This is a genomic window from Roseococcus sp. GW821-FHT12F05, assembly GCF_058806835.1.
On sequence record NZ_JBXAQB010000009.1, the window covers coordinates 152,905 to 175,616 of the forward strand.

16 protein-coding genes are annotated in these 22,712 nt (G+C 70.9%); 7 read left to right on the forward strand and 9 right to left on the reverse strand.

Features of this window, described 5'->3' with window-relative positions; all coding sequences use genetic code 11:
• The first annotated feature begins 24 nt into the window (after positions 1-24).
• From AC1ROY_RS21140 to AC1ROY_RS21150, 3 genes are read left to right on the forward strand one after another with little or no spacing between them, the layout of a single operon-like run.
• On the forward strand, positions 25-408 hold the full coding sequence (locus AC1ROY_RS21140) for a response regulator transcription factor (protein WP_493150860.1): 384 nt from the start codon (positions 25-27) through the stop codon (positions 406-408).
• Positions 405-1,046 carry a chemotaxis protein CheC gene (locus AC1ROY_RS21145; RefSeq protein WP_493150861.1) on the forward strand — a complete coding sequence of 214 codons (642 nt, stop codon included), beginning with the start codon at positions 405-407 and terminating at the stop codon, positions 1,044-1,046. Before AC1ROY_RS21140 ends, AC1ROY_RS21145 begins: the two co-directional genes overlap by 4 nt.
• Before the next feature lie 40 nt (positions 1,047-1,086).
• Positions 1,087-3,858 carry a hybrid sensor histidine kinase/response regulator gene (locus AC1ROY_RS21150; protein ID WP_493150862.1) on the forward strand — a complete coding sequence of 924 codons (2,772 nt, stop codon included), beginning with the start codon at positions 1,087-1,089 and terminating at the stop codon, positions 3,856-3,858.
• A gap of 280 nt (positions 3,859-4,138) precedes the next feature.
• Here AC1ROY_RS21150 and AC1ROY_RS21155 read toward each other — a convergent pair whose 3' ends face one another.
• From AC1ROY_RS21155 to AC1ROY_RS21180, 6 genes are all read right to left on the reverse strand, one after another.
• Complete coding sequence (locus AC1ROY_RS21155) at positions 4,139-6,178, reverse strand: acetyl/propionyl/methylcrotonyl-CoA carboxylase subunit alpha (protein ID WP_493150863.1); 2,040 nt, start codon at positions 6,176-6,178, stop codon at positions 4,139-4,141.
• 145 nt (positions 6,179-6,323) lie between these two features.
• The gene (locus AC1ROY_RS21160) at positions 6,324-7,931 is read right to left on the reverse strand and encodes a carboxyl transferase domain-containing protein (protein WP_493150864.1); all 1,608 of its coding nucleotides are present in this window, start codon (positions 7,929-7,931) and stop codon (positions 6,324-6,326) included.
• Between the two features lie 13 nt (positions 7,932-7,944).
• Positions 7,945-9,168 carry a CaiB/BaiF CoA transferase family protein gene (locus AC1ROY_RS21165; protein WP_493150865.1) on the reverse strand — a complete coding sequence of 408 codons (1,224 nt, stop codon included), beginning with the start codon at positions 9,166-9,168 and terminating at the stop codon, positions 7,945-7,947.
• 102 nt (positions 9,169-9,270) lie between these two features.
• The gene (locus AC1ROY_RS21170; RefSeq protein WP_493150866.1) at positions 9,271-10,227 is read right to left on the reverse strand and encodes a Bug family tripartite tricarboxylate transporter substrate binding protein; all 957 of its coding nucleotides are present in this window, start codon (positions 10,225-10,227) and stop codon (positions 9,271-9,273) included.
• A gap of 72 nt (positions 10,228-10,299) precedes the next feature.
• A complete protein-coding gene (locus AC1ROY_RS21175) occupies positions 10,300-11,454 on the reverse strand; it encodes an FAS1-like dehydratase domain-containing protein (protein ID WP_493150867.1) in 1,155 nt (384 codons plus the stop codon).
• Between the two features lie 28 nt (positions 11,455-11,482).
• Positions 11,483-13,048, reverse strand: coding sequence for an acetate--CoA ligase (locus AC1ROY_RS21180; protein WP_493150868.1), 1,566 nt, complete (start codon positions 13,046-13,048; stop codon positions 11,483-11,485).
• 95 nt (positions 13,049-13,143) lie between these two features.
• Here AC1ROY_RS21180 and AC1ROY_RS21185 point away from each other — a divergent pair, with 95 nt between their 5' ends.
• Positions 13,144-13,959, forward strand: coding sequence for an IclR family transcriptional regulator (locus AC1ROY_RS21185; RefSeq protein WP_493150869.1), 816 nt, complete (start codon positions 13,144-13,146; stop codon positions 13,957-13,959).
• A 507-nt stretch (positions 13,960-14,466) separates the two neighbouring features.
• Positions 14,467-15,855 (forward strand): aldehyde dehydrogenase family protein, encoded by a 1,389-nt coding sequence (locus AC1ROY_RS21190; RefSeq protein WP_493150870.1) that lies wholly within the window; start codon positions 14,467-14,469, stop codon positions 15,853-15,855.
• Positions 15,856-15,975: 120 nt separating this feature from the next.
• Here AC1ROY_RS21190 and AC1ROY_RS21195 read toward each other — a convergent pair whose 3' ends face one another.
• Both AC1ROY_RS21195 and AC1ROY_RS21200 read right to left on the reverse strand, forming a co-directional pair.
• Positions 15,976-17,076, reverse strand: a complete 1,101-nt coding sequence (locus AC1ROY_RS21195; RefSeq protein ID WP_493150871.1) for an alkene reductase — start codon at positions 17,074-17,076, stop codon at positions 15,976-15,978.
• A gap of 136 nt (positions 17,077-17,212) precedes the next feature.
• Positions 17,213-20,134 carry an ATP-binding protein gene (locus AC1ROY_RS21200; protein ID WP_493150872.1) on the reverse strand — a complete coding sequence of 974 codons (2,922 nt, stop codon included), beginning with the start codon at positions 20,132-20,134 and terminating at the stop codon, positions 17,213-17,215.
• Between the two features lie 179 nt (positions 20,135-20,313).
• Between AC1ROY_RS21200 and AC1ROY_RS21205 the strand changes: the two genes are divergently transcribed.
• Positions 20,314-20,637 (forward strand): FCD domain-containing protein, encoded by a 324-nt coding sequence (locus tag AC1ROY_RS21205; RefSeq protein ID WP_493150980.1) that lies wholly within the window; start codon positions 20,314-20,316, stop codon positions 20,635-20,637.
• Positions 20,638-20,687: 50 nt separating this feature from the next.
• Here AC1ROY_RS21205 and AC1ROY_RS21210 read toward each other — a convergent pair whose 3' ends face one another.
• Positions 20,688-21,614: an amidohydrolase family protein gene (locus tag AC1ROY_RS21210; RefSeq protein ID WP_493150873.1), complete on the reverse strand. Its 927-nt coding sequence runs from the start codon at positions 21,612-21,614 to the stop codon at positions 20,688-20,690.
• Between AC1ROY_RS21210 and AC1ROY_RS21215 the strand changes: the two genes are divergently transcribed.
• The gene (locus tag AC1ROY_RS21215) at positions 21,595-22,701 is read left to right on the forward strand and encodes a Bug family tripartite tricarboxylate transporter substrate binding protein (protein ID WP_493150874.1); all 1,107 of its coding nucleotides are present in this window, start codon (positions 21,595-21,597) and stop codon (positions 22,699-22,701) included. The two genes, AC1ROY_RS21210 and AC1ROY_RS21215, sit on opposite strands and share 20 nt — an antisense overlap.
• Positions 22,702-22,712: the final 11 nt, after the last annotated feature.

The window sequence follows — 22,712 nt, forward strand, 5'->3', positions numbered from 1 at the left end:
GGCCGCATCAGGAGTGAGGACTTCATGGGGACGACGGTACTGATCGTCGATGACAGCAAGCTGGCCCGCATCGTGGTCGGCAAGGCCGTGGCCGCGCTCCAGCCGGACTGGCAGCGCGTGGAGGCCGGAAATGCCGACGAGGCCGTCGCCGTCATCGCCGCCCAGCCGGTGGACGTGGTGATCATCGACTACAACATGCCCGGCCGCGACGGGCTGGACCTCGCCGAAGAGCTGCGCGCGCGCTTCCCCGGCATGCCGATCGCCGTTGCCACGGCCAATATCCAGGACGAGATCGTCGCCCGCGCCCGCGCCGCGAACGCCACCTTCATCGCCAAGCCCGTCACCGAGGACGGCGCGCGGGGCTTCATCTCGGGCGCGGCGCTGCGGCTGCGCTCGGGGCGCGCATGACCGATCATGTCGTCCCGCTCGAGGAGATGGAGCGGGACGCGCTGACCGAGCTGGTCAATATCGGCGTCAGCCGCGCCGCCGCGAGCCTGCGCAAGATGGCCGGCCAGCAGGTGCTGCTCTCGGTCCCCTCGCTGGAGGTCGTGACCCGCGACGGCGCCGCCACGCTGATCCGCGAGCGCGAGAGCGGCGAGCTGATTGCGGTGCGGCAGGATTTTCAGGGCGTCTTCTCCGGCCGCGCCCTGCTCATCTTCCCCGAATCCAACAGCATGGCGCTGGTGCGCGCCGTGGCGGGCGGCGCGCTCTCCGACACGGAGGCGGCAGAGATGGAGGACGAGGCGCTGGCCGAGACCGGCAACGTCGTCCTCAACAGCTGCCTCGCCACCATGGCCAACATGCTGCAGCGGCCGCTGACCATGTCGCTGCCCCAGGTCGTCCGCAGCAACGGGACCGGGCTCTTCGAGCTGATGCGGGTCGGAGCCGACGAGGGTGGGGTGGTGCTCTTCCTCTACATCAACTTCGCCATCAACGACCGCGATATCCGCGGCTACATCGCCATGCTGATGGACCTGCCCTCGCTGCAGGCCCTGCGCGTGCTGATCGCCGAATTCATCCGGCGCGTGATCGGCGACGAGATCTGAGCATGGGGGAACCCGGAGCCGCCTTGGGCGTTAGGGGGCCGTGAGCGACATCCCGAAGCCGGAGCGGCAACCGGGCGAGATTCTGTCCGCGCGGGGCTTGGCCCTGGCCGCGCTCGGCGGACCTTGGCTGCAGGCCCTCGCGGCCTCGGGCGTCGCGATCCTGGTGACCGACCCGCACCTCCCGGACGATCCCATCATCTACGTGAACGCCGCCTTCGAGGCGCTGACCGGCTATCCCGCCGCCGAGGCCGTCGGCCGCAACTGCCGCTTCCTGCAGCCCGAGCCCGCCGACGCCGAGACCCGCGCGCGCATCCGGGCAGCGCTGGCGGCGGACAGCCCCGTCACCGCGGACCTGTTGAACCGGCGCCGCGACGGCGAGCGCTTCTGGAACCGCATCAGCATCGCCACCGTCCGCGACATCAGCGGCGCGCCGGCCTTCCGCCTGGCGACGCAGATCGACGTGAGCAGCGAGTACGAGGACGACGCGGCGGGCCGGGAGCTGCTGCTCAGCCGCCGCAAGCTGGCCGAGGCGCAGGAGCGGCTGCGGGTGGTCCAGGCGGTCACCGGCGCGGCCGGCGCCTGGGAATGGGACATCGCGGGCCGGCGGCTCGTGGCCGATGCCCGCTTCGCCAGCATCTATGGGCTGGACCTCGTGGCCGCGGCCGCCGGCCTGCCCACCTCCACCTTCTTCGGCCCGGTCCATGAGGAGGACCGGATGCGTCTCCGGATCGCCGTGGCGGGCGCGCTGCACGGCGCCGAGGTCTTCGCGCGCGACTACCGCGTGGTGGTGGAGGGCGAGGTCCGGTGGGTCTCGGCGCGGGGGCGCACCTTCCTGGACGCCGACGACCGGCCGGTGCGCTTCGCCGGCGTGCTGACCGACATCACCGAGCAGAAGAAGGTCGAGGAGCGGCTGCACATCGCCCAGACCGCGGGCGAGGTCGGCTCCTTCGAATATGTCGCGGGCTACGGCACGGCCGAGGTCTCGGAGCAGTTCTGCCGGCTGCTCGGGCTCCGGCCGGCGCAGAGCCTGCCGGTCCGCACCATCAACTCGGTGGTGCATCCCGACGATCCCGCGCTCATCCAGAACCGCGACGGCCGCATCAGCTCGGGCACGGCCTCGCACGAGTTCCGCGTCATCCGCGCCGACACGGGCGAGGAGCGCTGGCTCGCCTCGCGCGGCGAGTACCGCGCCGCCCTGGCGGGCGGGACGATCTTCACCGGCGTCATCTACGACATCACCACGACCAAGCGCTCCGAGGCCGCGTTGCGCCTGCTGACGGAGACGCTGGAGGAGCGTGTCGCGGAGCGCACGCAGGAGCGCGACCGGTTGTGGAACCTCTCGCGCGACCTGCTCAACGTCATGGGCCCCGACGGGCGGCAGCGCGCCGTCAACCCGGCCTGGAGGGCCGAGCTGGGCTATGGCGAGGCGGAGCTCATCGGGACCTCGCTGGAGGCGCTGACCCATCCCGACGACGTGCCGGCCACCCGGTCGCGTCTCGCGGCCTTGCTGCGCGGCGAGGCAAAGCCGGAATTCGACATCCGCATGCGCGCCAAGGACGGCGGCTATCGCTGGGTGAGCTGGACCGTCGTGCCGGAGGGCGGGATGATCTACGGCATCGGCCGCGACGTGACGCAGCGCAAGCTGCTGGAGGAGCAGCTGCGCCAGAGCCAGAAGATGGAGGCGGTGGGCCAACTCACGGGCGGCATCGCGCATGACTTCAACAACATGCTGACCGGCATCCTCGGCGGCATCGACATGGTGCGCCGCCGGGTGAGCCAGGGGCGGCTCGACGACGTGGACCGCTTCCTGGACGCCGCGATGCAGTCCGGCCAGCGGGCGGCGGCGCTGACGCACCGGCTGCTGGCCTTCTCCCGGCGCCAGACCCTGGACAACCGGCCGCTCGACATAGCGGTCCTGGTGCGGTCGATCGAGGACCTGCTGCGGCGCACGCTGGGCGAGCAGATCGAGCTGGTCATCGACATGAGCCCGGACCTCTGGTCCGCGGTCGCCGATGACAACCAGCTTGAGAGCGCGATCCTCAACCTGGCGATCAACTCCCGGGACGCGATGCCCGACGGCGGGCGGCTGACCATCGCGGGGCGCAATGCGCACCTGACCGCCAAGGACCTCGCGCATAGCGACCGCGGCGAGGCCGGGGACTATGTCGAGATCCGCGTGGCCGATACGGGCCTCGGCATGTCGGCCGACGTCCTCGCGAAGGCCTTCGACCCCTTCTACACCACCAAGCCGCAGGGGCAGGGGACAGGCCTGGGCCTGTCGATGGTCTACGGGTTCGTCCAGCAATCGCGGGGCGATGTCGTGATCGAGAGCCGCGAAGGGATCGGCACGACGATCCGGCTGTTCCTGCCGCGGCACCACGGCCTGCCGGACGAATCCGCGCCGGCCCAGGCGGCAGCGCTGCCCGGAACCGGCGAGACGGTCCTGGTGATCGAGGACGATCCCGCGGTCCGGCTGCTGGTTCTTCAGGTGCTGCAGGAGCTGGGCTACCACGCGATCGAGACCGCCGACGAGCGGGACGCCATTCCCATCCTGCAATCGGAGCATCACCTCGATCTCCTGATCAGCGACGTCGGCCTGCCGGGCATGAGCGGACGTCAGCTCGCCGAGCTCGCGCGGGCAAGCCGTCCGGATCTGCCGGTGCTCTTCATGACCGGTTACGCCAAGGAGGCAGCGGACCAGGCGGAGTTCCTCGATGCGGGGATGGAGATCATCACGAAGCCCTTCGCCGTCGACGAGCTGGGGCAGCGGGTGAACCGCATTCTGCGGCACGGACGACCTCTCCAATCCTGACGAGGAGGGAGGGGGGTGGCCGAGTGCGAGCCGACCTCGGTCAAAGTGAGGGCAGGCATGTTAGGCGGTGAAGGGCCGGGTCGTAGTCGCCGGCCCCACGCCGCCTAAGCCGGGACCTTGCTGGGTGAGGATTTTCGCCCGCGCCATTCGATCGCGGCCGCTCGGCCACCTCGGCCATAACGCGATCCAAGCGAAGGCTGTATCGCTACGATCGGAAGGGTGCAGCGGCTCGAAGCGGGCGGGGAGTTGACGGTCAGCCAGGCGTCGAGCCGATCATGCTTCAGGCTTCGATCGCGAAGGTCACCAGCTCGGAACCCTCCTCGACCATGTCGCCCACGGCATGGCGCACCTGCGCGACAGTGCCATCCATCGGCGCGCGCAGGACGAGCTCCATCTTCATCGCTTCCAGCACCAGCAACGCTGCATTTTTTCGCACCACGTCGCCGGCCGCCACCAGCACGCGCGTCACGCGGGCCGGGATCGGGGCGGTCACCCGGTCGCCGCCGGCCGCCTCGGTGCGGGGCGGGGCGAGCGGGTCCTCCTGCACCACCGCATGGCCGCGCCCGGCCAGGAAAATTGTCAGCTCCGCCCCCTGTCGCGCCAGGCTGATGCGTCGGGAGACGCCGTCCAGCAGGAGCAGCGGCCCCATCTCGTCCTCCGTCAGGCCGGCCCGCACGCTGCCGGTCGGCAGGTCGAGGCGGAAGCCGCCCTCCGGCAGTGGATGCGTGCGCATCGTGACGGCGGCGGCCTCGCCGCGGCGGAAGCGCAGGTCCTGGTAGCCCTCGCCGTTAAGGCGCCAGGCATCGTTCGCCGCCCAGGGCGACCAGGGATCTCCGGTGGCGCGCGCCGCGGCGTGGATCGACGCGGCCTGGTCCCGCAGGGCCGCCAGCGCGGCCGCGGCCCAGACCGCAGCCTCGTCGGCGGGATCGGGCACCGGCGCGGCCGGCAGCAGCTCCGCCTGATGGCGCGGGATGAAGCCGGTGTCGAGCTCCGCCGCGGCGAAGGCGGGGTGGTCGGCGATGGCGCGCAGCAGGCCGAGATTGGTGTGCACGCCCGCCACCTCGTACTCCGCCAGCGCCGCTGCCAGCCGCCGCACCGCCACGCTGCGGTCCTCGCCCCAAACGATCAGCTTGGCGATCATCGGGTCGTAGTGCGGCGTGATCGCGTCGCCTTCGCGCACGCCGGTGTCGATGCGGACCAGCCCGGGGATCTCGCGCGGCTGACGCAGATGGGCGAGGCGGCCGGTCGAGGGCAGGAAGTCGCGCGCGGGATCCTCGGCATAGACGCGCATCTCGATGGCGTGGCCGCGCAGGCCCAGACCCTCCGGTGGTATCGGCAGGGGCTCGCCGGAGGCGACGCGGAGCTGCCATTCCACGAGGTCGAGCCCGGTCACCATCTCGGTGACGGGGTGCTCGACCTGGAGGCGGGTGTTCATCTCCATGAAGTAGAAGGCGTCGCCCTCCGCGATGAACTCCACCGTGCCGGCGCCGACATAGCCCACCGCGCGCGCCGCCGCGACCGCCGCCTCGCCCATGGCCTGCCGCCGCGCCGGATCCATCCCCGGCGCCGGCGCTTCCTCGACGACCTTCTGGTGCCGCCGCTGGATCGAGCAGTCCCGCTCGAACAGCGAGACGGTGTGGCCGAACGTGTCGGCGAAGACCTGGATCTCGATGTGCCGCGGGCGGGTGAGGTACTTCTCGATCAGCACGCGGTCGTCGCCGAAGGAGGCGAGGGCCTCACGCTTCGCGCCCTCGATCGCCTCCTGGAGGTCCTCCGGCCGCTCGACGATGCGCATGCCCTTGCCCCCGCCGCCGGCGCTGGCCTTGATCAGCACGGGATAGCCGATATCAGCCGCGGCGTCGGTGAGGATGGAAAGATCCTGCGCCGCGCCGTGGTAGCCCGGCACCAGCGGCACGCCGGAGCGCTCCATCAGCGCCTTGGATTCGGCCTTGGAGCCCATGGCGCGGATCGCCGCCACGGGTGGGCCGACGAAGACCAGGCCGGCGGCGGCGCAGGCCTCCGCGAAGCCGGCATTCTCGGAGAGGAAGCCGTAGCCGGGATGGATCGCCTCCGCGCCCGACCGCAGCGCGGCGGCGATGATCGCCTCGATCGAGAGGTAGCTCTCGCGCGCCGGGGCCGGGCCGATCGGCCAGGCCTCGTCGGCCAGCCGCGTGTGCCGCGCGCCGGCATCGGCCTCGGAATAGACGGCGACAGTCGCGATGCCGAGGCGTCGCGCCGTGGCGATGACGCGGCAGGCGATCTCGCCGCGATTGGCGATCAGGATCTTGCGGAACATCGCGGGGTTACCGGATGGCGGCATCGGCTGAGCCCCTTCGAGGAATTTTTCGTGCAGGCCAGGAAGCGCCGCACGCGCGATGCGGCGGCATCGCGAAGCGGCGCTGACGCCGCCTGCGCGGAAAAGGACCGAAGGGGTGACCCGAGGCTTTCATCCGGCAACCCCCCCACTACATCCGGAACAGGCCGAAGCGCGTTTCCGCCGCCGGCGCGTTGAAGGCGGCCGAGAGACCGAGGGCGAGGACGCGCCGGGTGTCGGCGGGATCGATGACGCCGTCGTCCCAGAGCCGGGCGCTGGCGTAGTAGGGATGGCCCTGGGCCTCGTACTGCGCGCGGATCGGCGCCTTGAAGGCCTCCTCCTCCTCGGCCGGCCAGCTGCCGCCCTTCGCCTCGATGGCATCGCGGCGGATGGTGGCGAGCACCGAGGCCGCCTGCGGGCCGCCCATCACGCCGATGCGCGCATTCGGCCACATCCAGAGGAAGCGCGGCGAATAGGCGCGCCCGCACATGCCGTAATTGCCGGCGCCGAAGCTGCCGCCGACGATCACGGTGAATTTCGGCACGGCGGCGGTGGCGACGGCGGTGACCAGCTTCGCACCGTCCTTGGCGATGCCGCCGGCCTCGTATTTCCGCCCGACCATGAAGCCGGAGATGTTCTGCAGGAAGACCAGCGGGATGCCGCGCTGGGCGCAGAGCTCGATGAAATGCGCGCCCTTCTGCGCGCTCTCCGAGAACAGGATGCCGTTGTTCGCGACGATGCCGACCGGGTAGCCCCAGATATGCGCGAAGCCGCAGACCAGCGTCGGCCCGTAGAGGCGCTTGAACTCGTCCAGGACGCTGCCGTCGACGATCCGCGCGATCACCTCCCTGATGTCGTAGGGCGTGCGCAGGTCGGCGGGCACGACGGCGTGGAGTTCCTGCGGATCGAGGCGCGGCGGCACGGGCTCGCGCAGCTCGACCGGCGGCCGCTTCACCGTGTTGAGGCTCGCCACCACCCGGCGGGCGATGCCGAGGGCGTGCGCGTCGTTCTCGGCGTAATGGTCGGTGACGCCGGAGGTGCGGCTGTGCAGGTCGGCCCCGCCCAGCTCCTCGGCGGTCACGACCTCGCCCGTCGCGGCCTTCACCAGCGGTGGTCCCGCGAGGAAGATGGTGCCCTGGTTGCGGACGATGATGGTCTCGTCCGACATCGCCGGCACATAGGCGCCGCCGGCAGTGCAGGAGCCCATGACCACGGCCACCTGCGCGATGCCCTGCGCGGACATGGTGGCCTGGTTGAAGAAGATCCTCCCGAAATGGTCGCGGCCGGGAAAGACCTCGTCCTGGCTGGGCAGGTTGGCGCCGCCGGAATCGACGAGGTAGACGCAGGGCAGCCGGTTCTGCAGCGCGATCTCCTGCGCGCGCAGATGCTTTTGCACCGTCATCGGGAAATAGGTGCCGCCCTTCACCGTGGCGTCGTTGGCCACGATCATGCATTCGCGCCCCGAGACGCGCCCGATGCCGGTGACGATCCCGGCCGAGGGGACCTCGCCGCCATACATCCCGTGCGCGGCCAGCTGGCCGACTTCCAGGAAGGGCGAGACGGGGTCGATGAGGGCGCGGATGCGGTCCCGCGGCAGCAGCTTGCCGCGCGCGAGGTGTCGCTCGCGCGCGACCTCGCCGCCGCCGAGCCGCACGCGCTCCGCCGTGTCGCGGAGGTCGCGCACCAGGGCGCGCATCGCCTCGGCATTGGCGCGGCTCTCGGGCGAGCGGAGGTCCACCGCGGTCTCGATCACGGGCATGGGGGCATTCCTGTCAGGCGGGGCCGAGGCGGTCGATGACGCCGAGGCGCCGCAGCTCCGCGATCCGCTCCTCGGACAGGCCGAGGTCGCGGCGCAGCACCTCCGCCGTGTGCTGGCCGAGCGTCGGCGGCGGCTCCAGCGGCGCCTGGCTCTCGCCGGGGAACTTGATGGGCCGGCCGAGCAGGCGCAGCGGGCCGGCCGTGGGATGCTCGACCGCCGTCACCATCCCGCGCGCCTCGGCGTGCGGATGGGCGAGCGCGGCGGTGACGCCGAGGACCGGCGCGTGCGGCACGTCGTGGGCGGTGAGCAGCTGCTGCCATTCGGCCACCGTGCGCGTCGCGGTAATGGAAGCGATGCGCGGCTCGATCTCGCCGCGCCGCCCGCGCCGCATGGCCATGGTGGCGAGGCCGGGATCCGCGCCGAGCTCCGGGCAGCCGAGCGCATCGCAGAGCTTCGGCCAGAAGCGATCGGCCAGGCAGGCGATGATGATCGCGCCGTCGCTCGCGGGGAAGCTGCCATAGGGCACCACGCTCGGATGCGCGGAGCCCATCGGCTCCGGGTCGCGGCCGTTGAGGAAGGCGAGCTGCGCGAAGTAGCCGAGCAGCGACATCGTGCCGTCGTAGAGGCTGACGTCGATCAGCCGGCCGCGTCCTGTCGCCGCCCGCTCGTGCAGCGCCGAGAGGATCGCGATCGCGCCGAAGATCCCGCCCGACATGTCGCCGATGGGCAGGCCCATCTTGACCGGCGGCTGGCCTCGTTCCCCGTTCACGCTCAGGACGCCGGTCAGCGCCTGCGTCACGATGTCGAAGGAGGGCTGGTCGCGCAGCGGCCCCGTCAGGCCGAAGCCGCTGACGGCGCAGTAGATCAGCCGCGGGTTCAGCTCCATGAGCGCCGCCGCGCCGAGGCCCAGCCGGTCCATGACGCCGGGCCGGAAATTCTCGATCAGCACGTCCGCGGTGGCGACCAGCCCGCGCAGGATCTCCGCGCCCTCGGGCTGGCGCAGGTCGAGCACGAGGCTCCGTTTGCCCCGGTTGAGGCCGACGAAGTAGTGGCTCTCGCCGCCGACGAAGGGCGCGAAGCCGCGCGTCTCGTCCCCCGCGCCGGGCGGCTCGACCTTCAGGATCTCGGCCCCGAGATCGCCGAGGAACTGGGTGGCGAGCGGCCCCGCCAGCACGCGAGTCAGGTCGATGACACGCAGGCCGGCGAGGGGGCCGCCCCAGCCTGGTTCCCCGGCCACTAGAGCATTCTCCGTTCGCAAGAGCTCACTGCAAAAGCTCTAGCTTGTTGTTTTGAGAGCATGATTCACGCCTCCGGTGATTCCATCTGCGGCGATCATGCTCTAGCTCCCCCTCAGGCCGAGGCTCTCGATCACCGGCTTCCACTTCGCGCGGTCGGTGCGCATCAGTGCGACGAGATCCTCGGGCGTGCCGCCCATGGGCTCCGCGCCGCCCGCGATCAGGCTGGCGCGCAGCGCGGGCTCCGCGAGGGCGGCGTTGGAGGCCTCGTTGAGGGCCCGCACGATCTCCGCCGGCGTCCCCTTCGGCGCGTAGAAGGCGTTCCAGGCGGTGACGTCGAAGTCGACGCCCTGCTCGCGGAAGTTCGGCACCTGCGGGAGCGATTCCGAGCGCCGGCCCAGCGAGACGCCGAGCGGCCGGATGCGCTCGCCCTGGATCGAGCCGAGCGAGCTCGCGATGGTGTCCACCACGCCCTGCACGTCGCCGCGCAGCGCGCCGGTCAGTGCCTGGGCGCTGCCGTTGTACGGGATCTGCTGGATCTCGATGCCCGCGGCGCGGCGCAGCATCTCGGCGGCCACGCGCGAGGTCGTGCTCGGCACGCCGATCGAGATCTGGCCCGGCCGCGCCCGCGCGGCGGCGATCAGGTCGGCCAGCGTCCGGAACGTCGAGTCCTGGGCGGTGTAGAGCACCATGCCGAGGCCGAGGATCGCGGCGATCGGCGTGAAGTCCGCCACAGGATCGAAGCCCAGCGAGTTGAACATGAACTCGTTCGCCGCATGGGTGGCATTGGTGCCCCAGAGCAGGGTGTAGCCGTCCGGCTCCGCCCGCGCGACCACCACCGAGCCGATGTTCCCGCCGGCGCCGGCGCGGTTCTCCACCACGAAGGGCTGGCCGAAGCGGCGCTGGTAGAACTCGGCGAAGCGCCGGCCGAAGATGTCCGTGCCCTGCCCCGCGGGGTAGGGCACGACGATGCGCACGGAGCGACCGGGGTAACTCTGTGCAGCCGCGGGCACGGCCGAGGCCAGAAGCCCGGGCAGTCCCAGAACAATCCTTCGCCGCATGGGCGTCCTCCTCTGCGATGCCCGCATTCGCTGCGGTGCTTGATCGTTGGTCCGGGCGGATGTCCCGCCCGGTCAGCCGCGGGACGGCAGCGCGACCGTGCCGCCGCCCAGCACGGAGAGCTCGCCATCCTGGTTGCGCGCCTCCTGCTCGATATCGACGAGGTGGCGACCGTTCTCGACGCGCTTGCCGGTCACCTTGCCGTCGATGAAGAGCAGGTCGCCCTCGGGGTTGTGGCGCCGCAGCTTGCTCGTGGCGCGGACCAGGAAGCCGGTGTCGCCCATCCAGTCCGTCAGGTGGTGCGTCAGCCAGGAGCAGCGCTCGGGGCCGTAGTCGTAGGCGCCGGGCGCGCCGACCATCAGCGCCATCTCCGGCTCCCAGTGCACGCGCTCGGGGCAGTCGGGGATGTTGAAGCGGTTGCGGATACCCAGGCCGGGATGCGCCTGCACCTGCTTCCAGGCGAGGCGGTTGGCGCGGATGTAGAGCCCGCCCCAGCCCTGCGCATAGGCGATGAAGCCGGTCACGGTCATCGGGCCCTTGGGCATGGTGGGCAGCGTGTCGCCGACCTGCACATCCTCGAAGTAGCGCGGGGTGTCGCCGCGCGGCCGCTCCTCGGAGTAGAGGCGCCAGATCTTCGCGAGCTCCTCGTCCGTGTAGCGGCGCTGCGGGCGGGCCTTCACCTCCTTGTACTTGGTGCCCGTCTCGCGCGCGGCGTCGCGGTCGGTGCGGAAGCACCAGCTCTCCGCGTCGGCGACGAGGTCGCCATCCGCGCCGTAGAACTTCACGTGATAGACCTGCCGGATCGCCCGGCCCGCGAAGGCGGTCTCATGCTCGACCAGCTCGGAGAGCGATGCCTCGGTGGTGATCGTCTCGTTGCGGCGGACCCAGCGGTGCCAGCGCCAGTCGGCGCCCGACCACATCGCATGCACGCCGGGCAGGCCGCCGACATAGCCGGAGATGATGCGGCTCGTCGTGAAGAGGAAGCTGGGCAGCGCGACGATGCCGCCGTGCACGCTGCGCTCGGCGTAGTCGGGATCGCACCAGAGCGGATTGTCGTCGCCGATGCCGTGCGCGTAGTGGCGGATGTTGTCGCGCGTCGCCTCGTGGCACCAGGGCTCGACGGTGTTGCCGATGGGCTTGCCGATGCGGGAGCGGAGGTCGTCCAGCGCCTGGTCGGTGATCTTCGGGAAGAGCCGGTTGCTCGGCTCCAGGGTCTCGGCGTCGGACATTTGGTTTCTCTCCTGTCTCTGGATCGGTTCAGGCGGCGGCCGGCGAGCGCATGGCGGACTCGGCGTCGCGCAGGGCCTTGCGGTTGATCTTGCCGGCGGGCGTCTTGGGCAGCTCGGCGACGAAGGCGACCTGGCGCGGATACTCGTGCTGGCTGAGCCGTTCGCGGGTGAAGTCCTGCAGCTCGCGCGCGAAGCCGTCGTCCCCGGGGCGCGGGCTGACGATGAAGGCCTTGACCACCTGGCCGCGGACCGGGTCGGGCGTGCCGATCGCCGCCGCCTCGCGCACGTCGGGATGCTTCAGCAGCACGTCCTCGATCTCGACCGCGCTCATGGTCCAGCCGGCGGAGATGATGACGTCGTCCGCGCGCCCGCCATGGTAGAAGTAGCCGTCCTCGTCGATGCGCCCGAGATCCTTGGTGGGCACCCATTGGCCGCGGCGCCAGACCTTGATCTCGCCGGTCTCCCCGGGCGCGCAGGGGCGCCCGCCGGGTGCCTGCACCTCGACCTTCAGCCCCGGCACGGCCTTGCCCAGCGATCCCGGCTTCACCGGGAAGTCCGTGGCGCCCGGATAGTTCACGAGCGCGACGCCGACCTCGGTGGTGCCGTACATGCTGCAGGCGGGCACGCCGAAGGTGGCGTCGATGAAGGCGAGCGTCTCGCCGTCGATCGGCTCGCCGGTATAGGACAGCTTCTCGATCGCGAAGCGGAACTCCGCGGCCCGGCCGCTGGTCCGCATCATCCGGTAGTGCGTGGCGGCGGCCGAGAGGTTGGTGATGCGGTAGTCCTGCAGGGCGCGCATCAGCCTGATAGCGTCGAACCTTCCGGCATAGGTCCCCGTGGTGACGCCGAGCGCCAGCGGCGCCAGCGTGCCATGCGCGAGACCATGGCCCCAGGCGGGCGAGGAGGGGCAGAAGAACTCGTCGCCGGGCCGGATCCCGGTGCCGTAGAGCGCCGCCAGCATCAGCACGACGATCGAGCGGTGAGTGTGCTTCACCGCGGCCGGCAGCTCCCGCGTGGTGCCGGAGGTGTACTGGAAGAGGGCCATGTCGTCGGCGCGCGTCGTGACCTGATACGCCGTGGGCAGCGCGCGCAGCTCCGCTATCAGCGCCTCGTCCAGGACCACGGTCTCGATGCCGGGGATGTCGCCGGTCGAGGCGGCCTTCTCGGCATTGGTGAAGAGGACCTTGGGCGTGCAGTCGGCGACACGCAGGCGGACGCCCTCGGGCCCGAACAGCGTGAAGAGCGGGACGGCGATGGCGCCGCGCTTCATCGCGCCGAACATGGCGGCATAGAAGGGCAGGGAGGGGTCGAGCATGACGGCCACGCGGTCGCCCGGGCCGACGCCGCGCGCCTCCAGCCAATGGGCGATGCGCGACGACCAGTCCGCGATCTCGCGGAAGGTGATGGCCTCGTCGCGGCCGTCGGCATGGGCGACGCGGACCGCGAGCCGCCGGTCGTCCGCCGCGTGCCGGTCGATGCATTCATGCGCGATGTTCAGCGCGGCGCGGTCGCCGTCGAAGAAGTCCCAGAGGCGCTCCGGCGAGAAGTTTGCCTGCGCGAAGGCGTAGTCCGTGCTGTCCGTGAGCTTTGTCATGGCGCGTTTCCCCCGTGGCTTTCGCCGCGTGGCGGGGACTATCCGCGCGCCGATCTGTTGTTGTCAATAAGAGTTATTTGTTGTATATGGACAACATGAACAAGAGCGACACCAGGACCACCAGGCAACGCCGGAGCGAGGAAGGCGCAGCGCGCGGCCCCGTGATCCGCCAGGTGCCGGCGGTCACCCGCGCGGCCGAGATCCTGCGCCTGCTGTCCCGGAGCCAGGCGCCGCTCGGCGTGCATGCCATCGCGCGCGAGCTGGGCCTCGTGCCGAGCACCTGCCTCCACATCCTGCGGGCCTTGGCGGCGGAGGAACTGATCTCCTTCGATCCGGAGACGAAGCGCTACGGCCTCTCCAGCGGCGTCGTCGCGCTGGCGCGCGGCATGCTTCGGCGCGATCCGTTCAGCAATCTCGCGCAGCCGGTCCTCGACGAGCTCTCCACCCGGCACGGCGTCACCGCCATCGGCATCGAGGTCGCCAGCCTCGACCACATCGTGGTGGTCGCGATCTCGCGCCCGGGCCACGCGCTGCGCCTGCAGGTCGATATCGGCAGCCGCTACCCGGCGCTGATCAGCGCGACCGGCCGCTGCATCGCGGCCTTCGGCGGAGCGTCGGCGGGCGAGATCGAGCGGCGCTTCCGGGCGCTGCGCTGGGACAACCCGCCGACGCTCCCGCAGTGGCGTGCCGACGTCGAGGCGACCCGGCAGGCCGGCTACGCCGTGGACGAGGGCCGCTACATCACGGGCGTGACCATCATCACCGCTCCGGTGATGCCGCGGAGCCGCATGTCGCATGGGCTGGTCGTGCTCGGGGTCAGCGAGCAGCTGCGCCGGATCGGGCACGTCGCCCTCGGCGAGGAGCTCCGCGGGCGCGCGGCCGAGCTGTCGCGCCGGCTGGTGGATGCATGAGGCGGGTGGAGGGCCGATGTGGTCCTCCATTTTCACGGTCCGGCCGGGGCTTCTTCGAAGAGCACCTGGCGGCCGGAAGAGACGCGGCGTCGTTCCCGGCTCCCTGACAATCCCTCGGCAAGGCGCGAAGCGATCCGCTCCGGAGATCCCCGGGGCGGTGCGGTTTACCGAATTTTACTCGTCCGACGCGCCCTCATCGCCTTGATTCGTGCCGCAACGGAAGGTCGCGAACGGGCCAACTCCCAAAGCTGCAGCCCGAATACTCCGAACCCGGGAGGGCGCCATGAGGAAGGGCGAAGTGCTTGTGATCGGACCCAACGCCACCAAGTCTACGGCCCTGCCTTGCCACGGCCCCGTCGCCCGGCTGGGCGTGGAGGGACGGAACCACCTTCGACCAGATCAACGGGCATATCGATCTGCTGAGGATGGGAGACATCGTCGGCCGGGCCGTGAGTCCGCTCGAGGAGCTGCAACGTCGGCTCCCTTTCACCCTCAGGAGGTCTGACCATGGCGAAGATGATCGAGGTGGTGCAGGCCTTCGACCGGGCGCCGATCGCGGAGGTCCCCGCCGACGACGCGCAGGCGCTGGACGCCAGGCTCGCCAGGGCCTCGCGCGCCATGCGCGACCGCGACGGATGGCTCAAGCCGCACCAGCGCGTCGCCGTGCTCCGCCGCACCGCCGATCTGCTGCAGGCGCGCCAGGCCGAATTCGCGACGCTGATCGCGCGCGAGGGCGGCAAGCCGCTCGCCGACGCCACCGTGGAGGTGATCCGCGCGATCGACGGGCTGCGCAACGCCGCCGACGAGATCCGCAATTTCGCAGGCAGGGAAATCCCCATGGGCCTCACGCCGGCGAGCGAGGGGCGCTGGGCCTTCACCACCAGGGAGCCGATCGGCGTCGTCGCGGCCATCTCGGCCTTCAACCACCCGCTGAACCTCATCGTCCACCAGGTCGCGCCGGCCGTCGCGACCGGCTGTCCCGTGATCGTGAAGCCGGCCACGGCCACGCCGCTGTGCTGCCTGGGGCTGGTCGCCCTCTTCCGCGAGGCCGGCCTCGCCGAACCCTGGTGCCAGAGCTTCGTCACCGACGACAACGCGCTGGCGGAAGCCTTCGCGACCGATCCGCGCGTCGCCTTCCTCAGCTTCATCGGCTCGCCCCGGGTGGGCTGGCACCTGCGCAGCAAGCTGCCGCCGGGCACGCGCTGCGCGCTGGAGCACGGCGGCGCCGCGCCCGTCATCGTCGACCGCAGCGCGGTGCTCGACCGGATCATCGGGCCCATCGCGAAGGGCGGCTACTACCATGCGGGCCAGGTCTGCGTGTCGGTGCAGCGGATCTTCGTCCATGCCGACATCCTCGGCGACTTCACCGAGCGCTTCGCGGCCCGGGTGGCCGCGCTGCGCGTGGGCGATCCCGTCCTGCCGGAGACCGAGGTGGGGCCGCTCATCCTGCCGCGCGAGACGGAGCGCGTGGCCTCCTGGATCGAGGAGGCGACCTCGCGCGGGGCACGGCTGCTGGGCGGCGGGCGGCTCTCGGAGACGACGCTGATTCCCGGCATCGTGCTCGACCCGCCCGCCGACGCGAAGCTGTCGCAGCTCGAGGTCTTCGGGCCCGTCACCTGCATCTACGGCTTCACGGAGATGGACGCGGCGATCGGGATCGCCAACAGCCTGCCCTACGCTTTCCAGGCCGCCGTCTTCTCGACCGACATCGGCCCGGCGCTGCGGGCGGCGCAGCTTCTCGACGCCTCGGCGGTCATGATCAACGACCACACCGCCTTCCGGACGGACTGGATGCCCTTCGCGGGCCGGCGCCAGTCCGGCTACGGGATCGGCGGCATCCCCTGGACCATGGAGGAGATGTCGGAGGACAAGATGATCGTCCTCCGGCATGGCTAGAGCATGATCGCTGCAGGTGGAATCACCGGAAGCGTGAATCATGCTCTCAAAACAAGAAGCTAGAGGCTTTGTAGTGAGCCTTTGCGAACGGAAAAGACTCTAGCCGGGGAGCGGAGGCTGCTAGGCGACCTTCGCGGCCAGCGTCGGATAATCCGTGTATCCCTCGGCGCCGCCGCCATAGAAGGTGGCGTGGTCCGGCTCCGCCAGCGGCGTGTTCCGGCGCAGCCGTTCGACCAGATCGGGATTGCCGATGAAAGGGCGGCCGAACGCGATCATGTCGGCGTGGCCGGATTCGATGGCATCGGTCGCGAGCCGCCGGTCGTAGCTGTTGTTGGCGATGTAGCTGCCGCCGAAGGCCGCATGCAGCGCCTTGAAGTCGAAGGCGCCCGCGGCATTCTCGCCGCGGGTCTGGCCCTCCACGCAATGCAGATAGGCCAGGCCCAGCCGGCCCAGGCGCTCGGCCAGGAAGCCGTAGGTCCGCTGCGGATCGCTGTCCAGCGGCGTGTCGCCGACCGCGCGGGTGATCGGCGACAGCCGGACGCCGACGCGATCCGCGCCCCACACCTCCGAGACCGCCGTGATCACCTCGATCGGCAGGCGGGCCCGGTTCTCCACGGAGCCGCCATATCGGTCGGTGCGCCTGTTCGTGCTGTCGCGAAGGAACTGATCCAGCAGGTAGCAGTTGGCCGAGTGGACCTCCACGCCGTCGAAGCCCGCCTCCTTCGCCCTGCGCGCGGCGTTCCGGTAGTCCGCGACGATGCCGGGGATCTCCTCGGTCTCCAGGGCCCGCGGCATGCTCGGCGGCGCCAGCCCCGTCTGCAGGAAGATCAGCTCGCCGGCCTGGATCGCCGAGGGGGCGACCGGCGCGGCGCCGTTCTCCTGCAGGCTGGAATGGGACATCCGGCCCACGTGCCAGAGCTGCATCACGATCTTCCCGCCCGCGCCGTGGACCGCTTCGGTGACCCGCCGCCAGGCGGCCGTCTGTGCCTCGCTGTAGATGCCGGGGGTGAGGGCATAGCCGCGGCCCTGGCGCGAGATGTTGGTCGCCTCGGTGATGATGAGGCCCGCCGAGGCCCGCTGGCGATAGTATTCGACGGCCAGTGCCGAATGCACGCCGTCCGCGTCCGCCCGGGAGCGCGTCAGCGGGGCCATGGCGATGCGGTTGGCGACATCGATCGCGCCGATCTTCGTCGGCTCGAAAAGCGAGGGGGCGTCCGTCATCATCGTCATCCTTCTGCGGCGGCTCCGGGAAGGAAGGGAGGATAGGGATCGGCGGGTCCAGGGGCCGGTAAAAGGAGGTAAAAACAGGTTCTCGCCTCCCGGCGCCGGAAGCCGGCGGGCCAGGCGATCTCCGCGGCTATCGCGGCGGTGTCCGAACTCGCCTCTGCATGGATTTCGAGGCGGCCCACGGCTCCTTCGGGCGGGCGCGCGCCCGGACCTCGTTGAGGAGTCCCCGGGCCGTCCGGAGGTCGACCGTGTCGAAGCCCTCGGCGAAACCGGCATGGACGGGGCGCAGGAGCTCCTCCGCCCTGGCCGCATGGCCTTGCCCGTGCCAGAGCCGGGCCAGGCTCGTCGCCGCCCGCAGCTCCCAGGACCGCGCGCCCTGCCTGCGGGCCCAGTCGAGCGCCTGCCCGTATTGCTCCTCGGCCGCCCCGTCGGCCCCCTCCGCCTGAAGCAGCTCGCCGCGGATGCGAAGCAGTTCCGCCATGAACCAGAGCTCGTCGCTGCGCTTTGTCCACTCGAATGCCTCGCCGATCGTGGCCTGCGCCTCCGTCATCCGTCCGGCCGCGCCCAGGCCCTGGGCCAGGGCGCCGAGATGGGAAGAATAGCGCAGGCGGTACCCCGCCCCGCGAAGCTCGTCGAGGCCGCTCCGCAGGAAGGGCAGCCCGTCCGCGTCGCTGCGCCGGAGCAGCAGGGTGCCCTTCAGGCAGAGCGCAACGGCGCTCCAGACGGTCAGCGCGTGCTTCGCGAGGTGATTCTGCAGCATCGCCAGCAGGCGCCCGGCCTCCGCGAGGTCACCGACATAGAGGGCGATCGGAAAGGCCGAATGCCCCAGCGCGGTGCACAGCGAGATCGGGTGCCCGGCGGCCAGGGCATCCTCCAGCGCGCCCTGCACCATGCGGACCGCCTGATCCGGAAAGCCCTGCATCCACAGGATGTTCGCGAGCGTGCCCCGCGCGGCGACGCGCTGGTCGAACTGGAAGCGGGTGATCTGCGACCGTTCGGCCGGGACGGCGTAGCGGGCGAGCATGCGGTCGATCCGGCGCCGCGCATGGGCGAGGTCGCCGCAATAATACAGCGCGGTCGCCATCAGCCTGTCGCAGCTCAGGCGGTCCGCTGCGTCCCCCTTCCGGGCGGCGACGGCGCGATATTTCCGCAGCAGATCGAGCGTCGAGCGATATTCCCCGACATAGACGCGATAGATCGACAGGCCCCAGAGCACGCGCAGCTGGTAGCCGGTGTCGGCGAGGCGCTCCGCGATGGCGAGGGCCCGGGTCCAGGCCTGCCCCGTCTCGGGCAGCGGGCCCTGCGTGTAGAGCAGCGCCGAGCCGAGGGCCACCAGGAGCTTCATCTCGTCGCGTTCGGCGAGAGGCTGTCCGGCGGCCAGGGCCCGCTCGACCCCGCCCTGGCACTCGTCCAACAGCGACAGCTGCATCCAGAGCGGGATGGCGGCGATGGTGAGCCCGATCCCGAGGCCGGGCTCCCCGCCTTCGGAAAAGGCCCAGTTCAGCGCGCCGCGGACATCGTCGATCCGGCGTCCGTATTCGGTCAGCCATTCGTCCGTCGGCCGCGTCCCCGCCTCGGCCGAGGCACGCTCGAACAGGTCGCGATGGTGCTCGGCGTGGCGCCGCAGCAGGGCCTCGTGCTCACCGCTCGCGGCGAGCTTCTGCAGCGCATAGGCGCGCGTGCTGTCGAGCAGCCGGTACTGCGTCGCCACCCCGCCGACATCCGCCGATATCAGCGACTTGGCGACGAGGTTGCCCAGCCCCTCGATCAACCCGGGCGCGGCCCTGGCCGTGCCGGCCGCCAGGGCGCGGGCGGATTCCAGCGTGAAGGCCCCGGCGAAGACGGAGAGGCGCCGCAGGATCGTCCGCTCGTCCTCGGACAGCAGATCGTAGCTCCAGTCCAGGGTCGCAGCGAGGGTCCGGTGCCGCGGGTCGGCGGTGCGGCGGCCCGGTCCGAGGAGCCGGAAACGGTCGTCGAGGAGCGCCAGCAGGTCGCGCACCCCGAAGGCGTCGGTGCGCGTCGCGGCGAGCTCGATGGCCAGCGCGATGCCGTCGAGCCTGCGGCAGATGTCGGCCACGACCGGCGCGTCGGCGTCGCTCAGCTCGAAATCGTCATGGCTGCCCACGGCCCGCTCGACAAAGAGTTCGACGGCGGGGAAGGCGAGCGCCTCCGCGGCCGTCATCAGGACCGAGCCGGGCGGGCTTTCCAGCGGCGGGATGCGGTGCACGCGCTCGCCCTGCGCGCGCAGCGGCTCGCGGCTGGTCGCCAGGATGTGCACGCCGGGGGCGCCGGCGATGATCTGCTCCGCGATGGAGGCCGTCGGCCCGACGAGATGCTCGCAGCTGTCGAGCACGATCAGCATCCGCCGGTCCCGCACATAGGCGATCAGCGCGGCGGCCGCATCCTCGGAAGCGCCGGTGAGGCCGAGCGCGGAGGCCAGCGCGCTCACGACGAATTGCGGCTCCCGCAGCGGTCCCAGCTCGACGAGCCAGGCCCCGTGCTCGTAGGCGCCGGCGAGCTCCCTGGCCGCGGCGAGGGCGACCGTCGTCTTGCCGATGCCGCCCGGACCCACGATCGTGATGAGGCGGTGCCGGGGCAGCTGGCGCAGGAGCTCGTCGATCTCTTTCGCGCGCCCGATGATGCGCGTCGACGGCGTGGACAGGTTGCCCGCCGCGCGCGCCGGGCCGTCCGAGGCCGTCGGCGGCTTGTCCAGGGGCTGTTCGACGGGGGCCACGAAGCGGTAGCCGCGCCCGGAGGCGGTCGCGATGTAGCGATGGCCGTTGACGTCCCGTTCCAGCACCCGCCGCAGCTTCGCCACCTGCACCTTGAGGTTGCTCTCCTCGACGAAGGTGTCGGGCCAGACGCGAGCCAGGAGCTCGCCCTTGCTGACCAGCTCCCCGGGGCGCTCCAGCAGGGCAGCGAGGACTTCTATGGCGCGGCTGCCGAGCGGCACGGGCGTCTCGCCCTCCAGGAGGAGCTGCCGCGCCGGGACAAGCCGGAAGGGGCCGAAGAAGAACGCGCGCTCGTACGGGATCGTGGAGCAGTCGGCCATGTGCGGTAGAATCCCGTGATGGATAGGACCAAACGGTCTTAGGGGCGCGTCGCTCCGCTGGCTCCGGAAGAGACCTCAGGCCGGAGATTTTCCTGAAGCATCAGGGTGAAGGCAAGCCGAATCGCCGAGGCCGCGTTGGTATCGCCTGAGGGATCGGACCGATACGCGGTGGCGCCGGGCTGTTCGAGACCAATTCCGGCTTCCACGAGGCCTTGGCGGTCATGTCCGGCAACCGGTTCCTGGCGCAGGCGATCGTCCGGCAGAATCAGCTGCGCCGCCTGGTCGAGTACCGTCAGAATCCGGACCGCACGCGCGTGCGCCGGCGGAGCGCGGAACACCTCGATATTCCCGCGCACCTGGCTGGCGACGATCACCGCAGCGCCGCCGAGGCGATGCCGCGGCATCTCGGGGGCGCGTGCGACGAGAAGCTGCGCGCGCCGGTGTTCGCGGAGGCCCCGGCCGGCAATCCCGGGCCTTGCCCGCAGGACGGCGGCAAAGGGTGAAGCGTGCGCGTGGACTGCGAGGCGGAGCGTTCGCGCCGCCCCATGCCATGTCATCCCAGGCCCGGCTCTCCCGGCACCTCGATCCGATAAAAGCGCAGCGCGTTCTCCGAGAAGAGCTTCTCCTGATCGGCCCGCGGCAGGTCCGACACCGCACGCCTGAAGTTCGTGTACAGGTAGTCCCAGCTCCCCTTGAGCGTATCGGGCGGGACGTTCGACGCGAACATGCAGCGATCGACGCCGAAGATGCGGATCGCCTCGCGGATGATCGGCGCGTTGTCCGCGAAGGTCCAGGGCCGCCCCGTGACGAGCAGCCCGGAGAGCTTGCAGTGCACGTTGGCGTTCGCGGCGAGCGCCTGCATGCCTCGCCGCCAGGCCGCGATGGCCGCCTCGTCCCGGTCCCACAGGCAGCCGGTGTGGTTGAGCACGATGGGCAGGCGCGGATAATGCCGCGCCACCTCCGCGGCCTCCTCGAGATGCCACCAGGGCACGCGCAGATCCCAGGAGAGCCCGTACTTCTCAAGCAGTCCCAGGCCCCGCAGCCACCTGTCGTCCTGCATCGTGCGGGGCTGGCCGCGGATGCTCTCCTGCGGCCCGGCCGAGGTCGCGGGCTTCGAGCGGATGCCGCGGACCAATGTGAAGCGGCTCTGCTGCCCGATGATCTCCTCCGCGTCCGGCGTGTCCAGCCAGGCATGCGCGACGATGACATTGGGCATGCCGTGGCGGGCATGGAGCTCCGTGAGCCAGCGCGTCTCGTCGAGGTCGTGCTCCCGCGCGCATTCCGCCTCGACATGCACGGTCGCGATCACATTGTGCAGCGCCGTGTCCCGCCGATACTCGTCAGGCAGATAGGTCCGGCAGAAGGCGGAATGGTCGCCGTGCCGCGACTCATAGGGCGGCGACAGCCACGGATAGCGGATCGCGCCTTCGAGATCCCATAGGTGATGGTGCGCGTCGACGATGCGCAGATCGTCCTTCAACTCTTTGTCCTCCCGCATTGGCAACGACTATCCGACGACCTATCGTCGGCAACAAGGCGCCACCTTCCGGCAAAGCTGGAGGTTGAGACGCCAGTCGGGGGGTGGGGTCATGCGGCGACGGACCTGGGTTGCGGCGGCGATGGCGGGCCTGGGTGCGCAACCGGGAATGGCGCAGGACGGCACCGCGTCCTATCCCGACCGCCCGATCCGCGTGATCGTGCCGTTCCCCGCCGGAGGCGCCACGGATGTCGTGGTGCGCCTCCTCAGCGAGCGGATGTCGCAGTCCCTCGGCCAGACGCTCATCGTCGAGAATCGCACCGGGGCCGCCGGCACCGTCGGCGCCGCGGCGGTCGCCCGGAGCCGGCCGGACGGGTACACGATCCTGGCGGGCTCGCTCGGCAGCAACCTCATCGCCCCGCTGCTGATGCGGGAGCCGCCCTTCGACCCCCTGACGGACTTCGAGTTCATCTCCACAATCGGAACGACGCCCACCGCCCTGCTGGTCCGTGCGGACGGGCCGATCAGCAGCGTCGAGGATCTGCTGGCGATCCTCCGGCGCGAGCCCGGCCGGCACTCCTACAGCTCGGCCGGGATCGGCAGCCCGATGCACCTGTCCGGGGTTCTCCTCGGCATCGCGTCGCGCACCGAGGCGGTGCACGTGCCCTATCGCGGGGAAGCGCCCGCGGTGACCGACCTGATCGCCGGCCAGGTGCTGTTCTGCTTCTCCCCGTCCTCTTCGGCCGTCGGCTATGTCCGGGGCGGGCGCGTCCGCGCTCTGGCCGTCGCATCGCGGCAGCGCGTCGATTCACTGCCGGCCGTTCCCACCATGGCGGAGGTCGGCCTGGCCGAGGTCGAGGCCTACACATGGCAAGGCCTGTTCGCACCCCGCGGAACGCCTCGTCCGATCGTCGATCGCCTCAACCGGGCCCTTCGTGCCTCCATGGAAGATCCGGCCCTTCGCGCAAGGGCCGTCGAGATCGGCGTCCCCGTCGCGGGGTCCACGCCCGAGGCATTCCGATCCGAGATCGAGGCGGATCTCCGCAAATGGTCGGGCGTCATTCAGGCGGCTGGCATCGAGAAGCAGTAGCGCGCACGGAC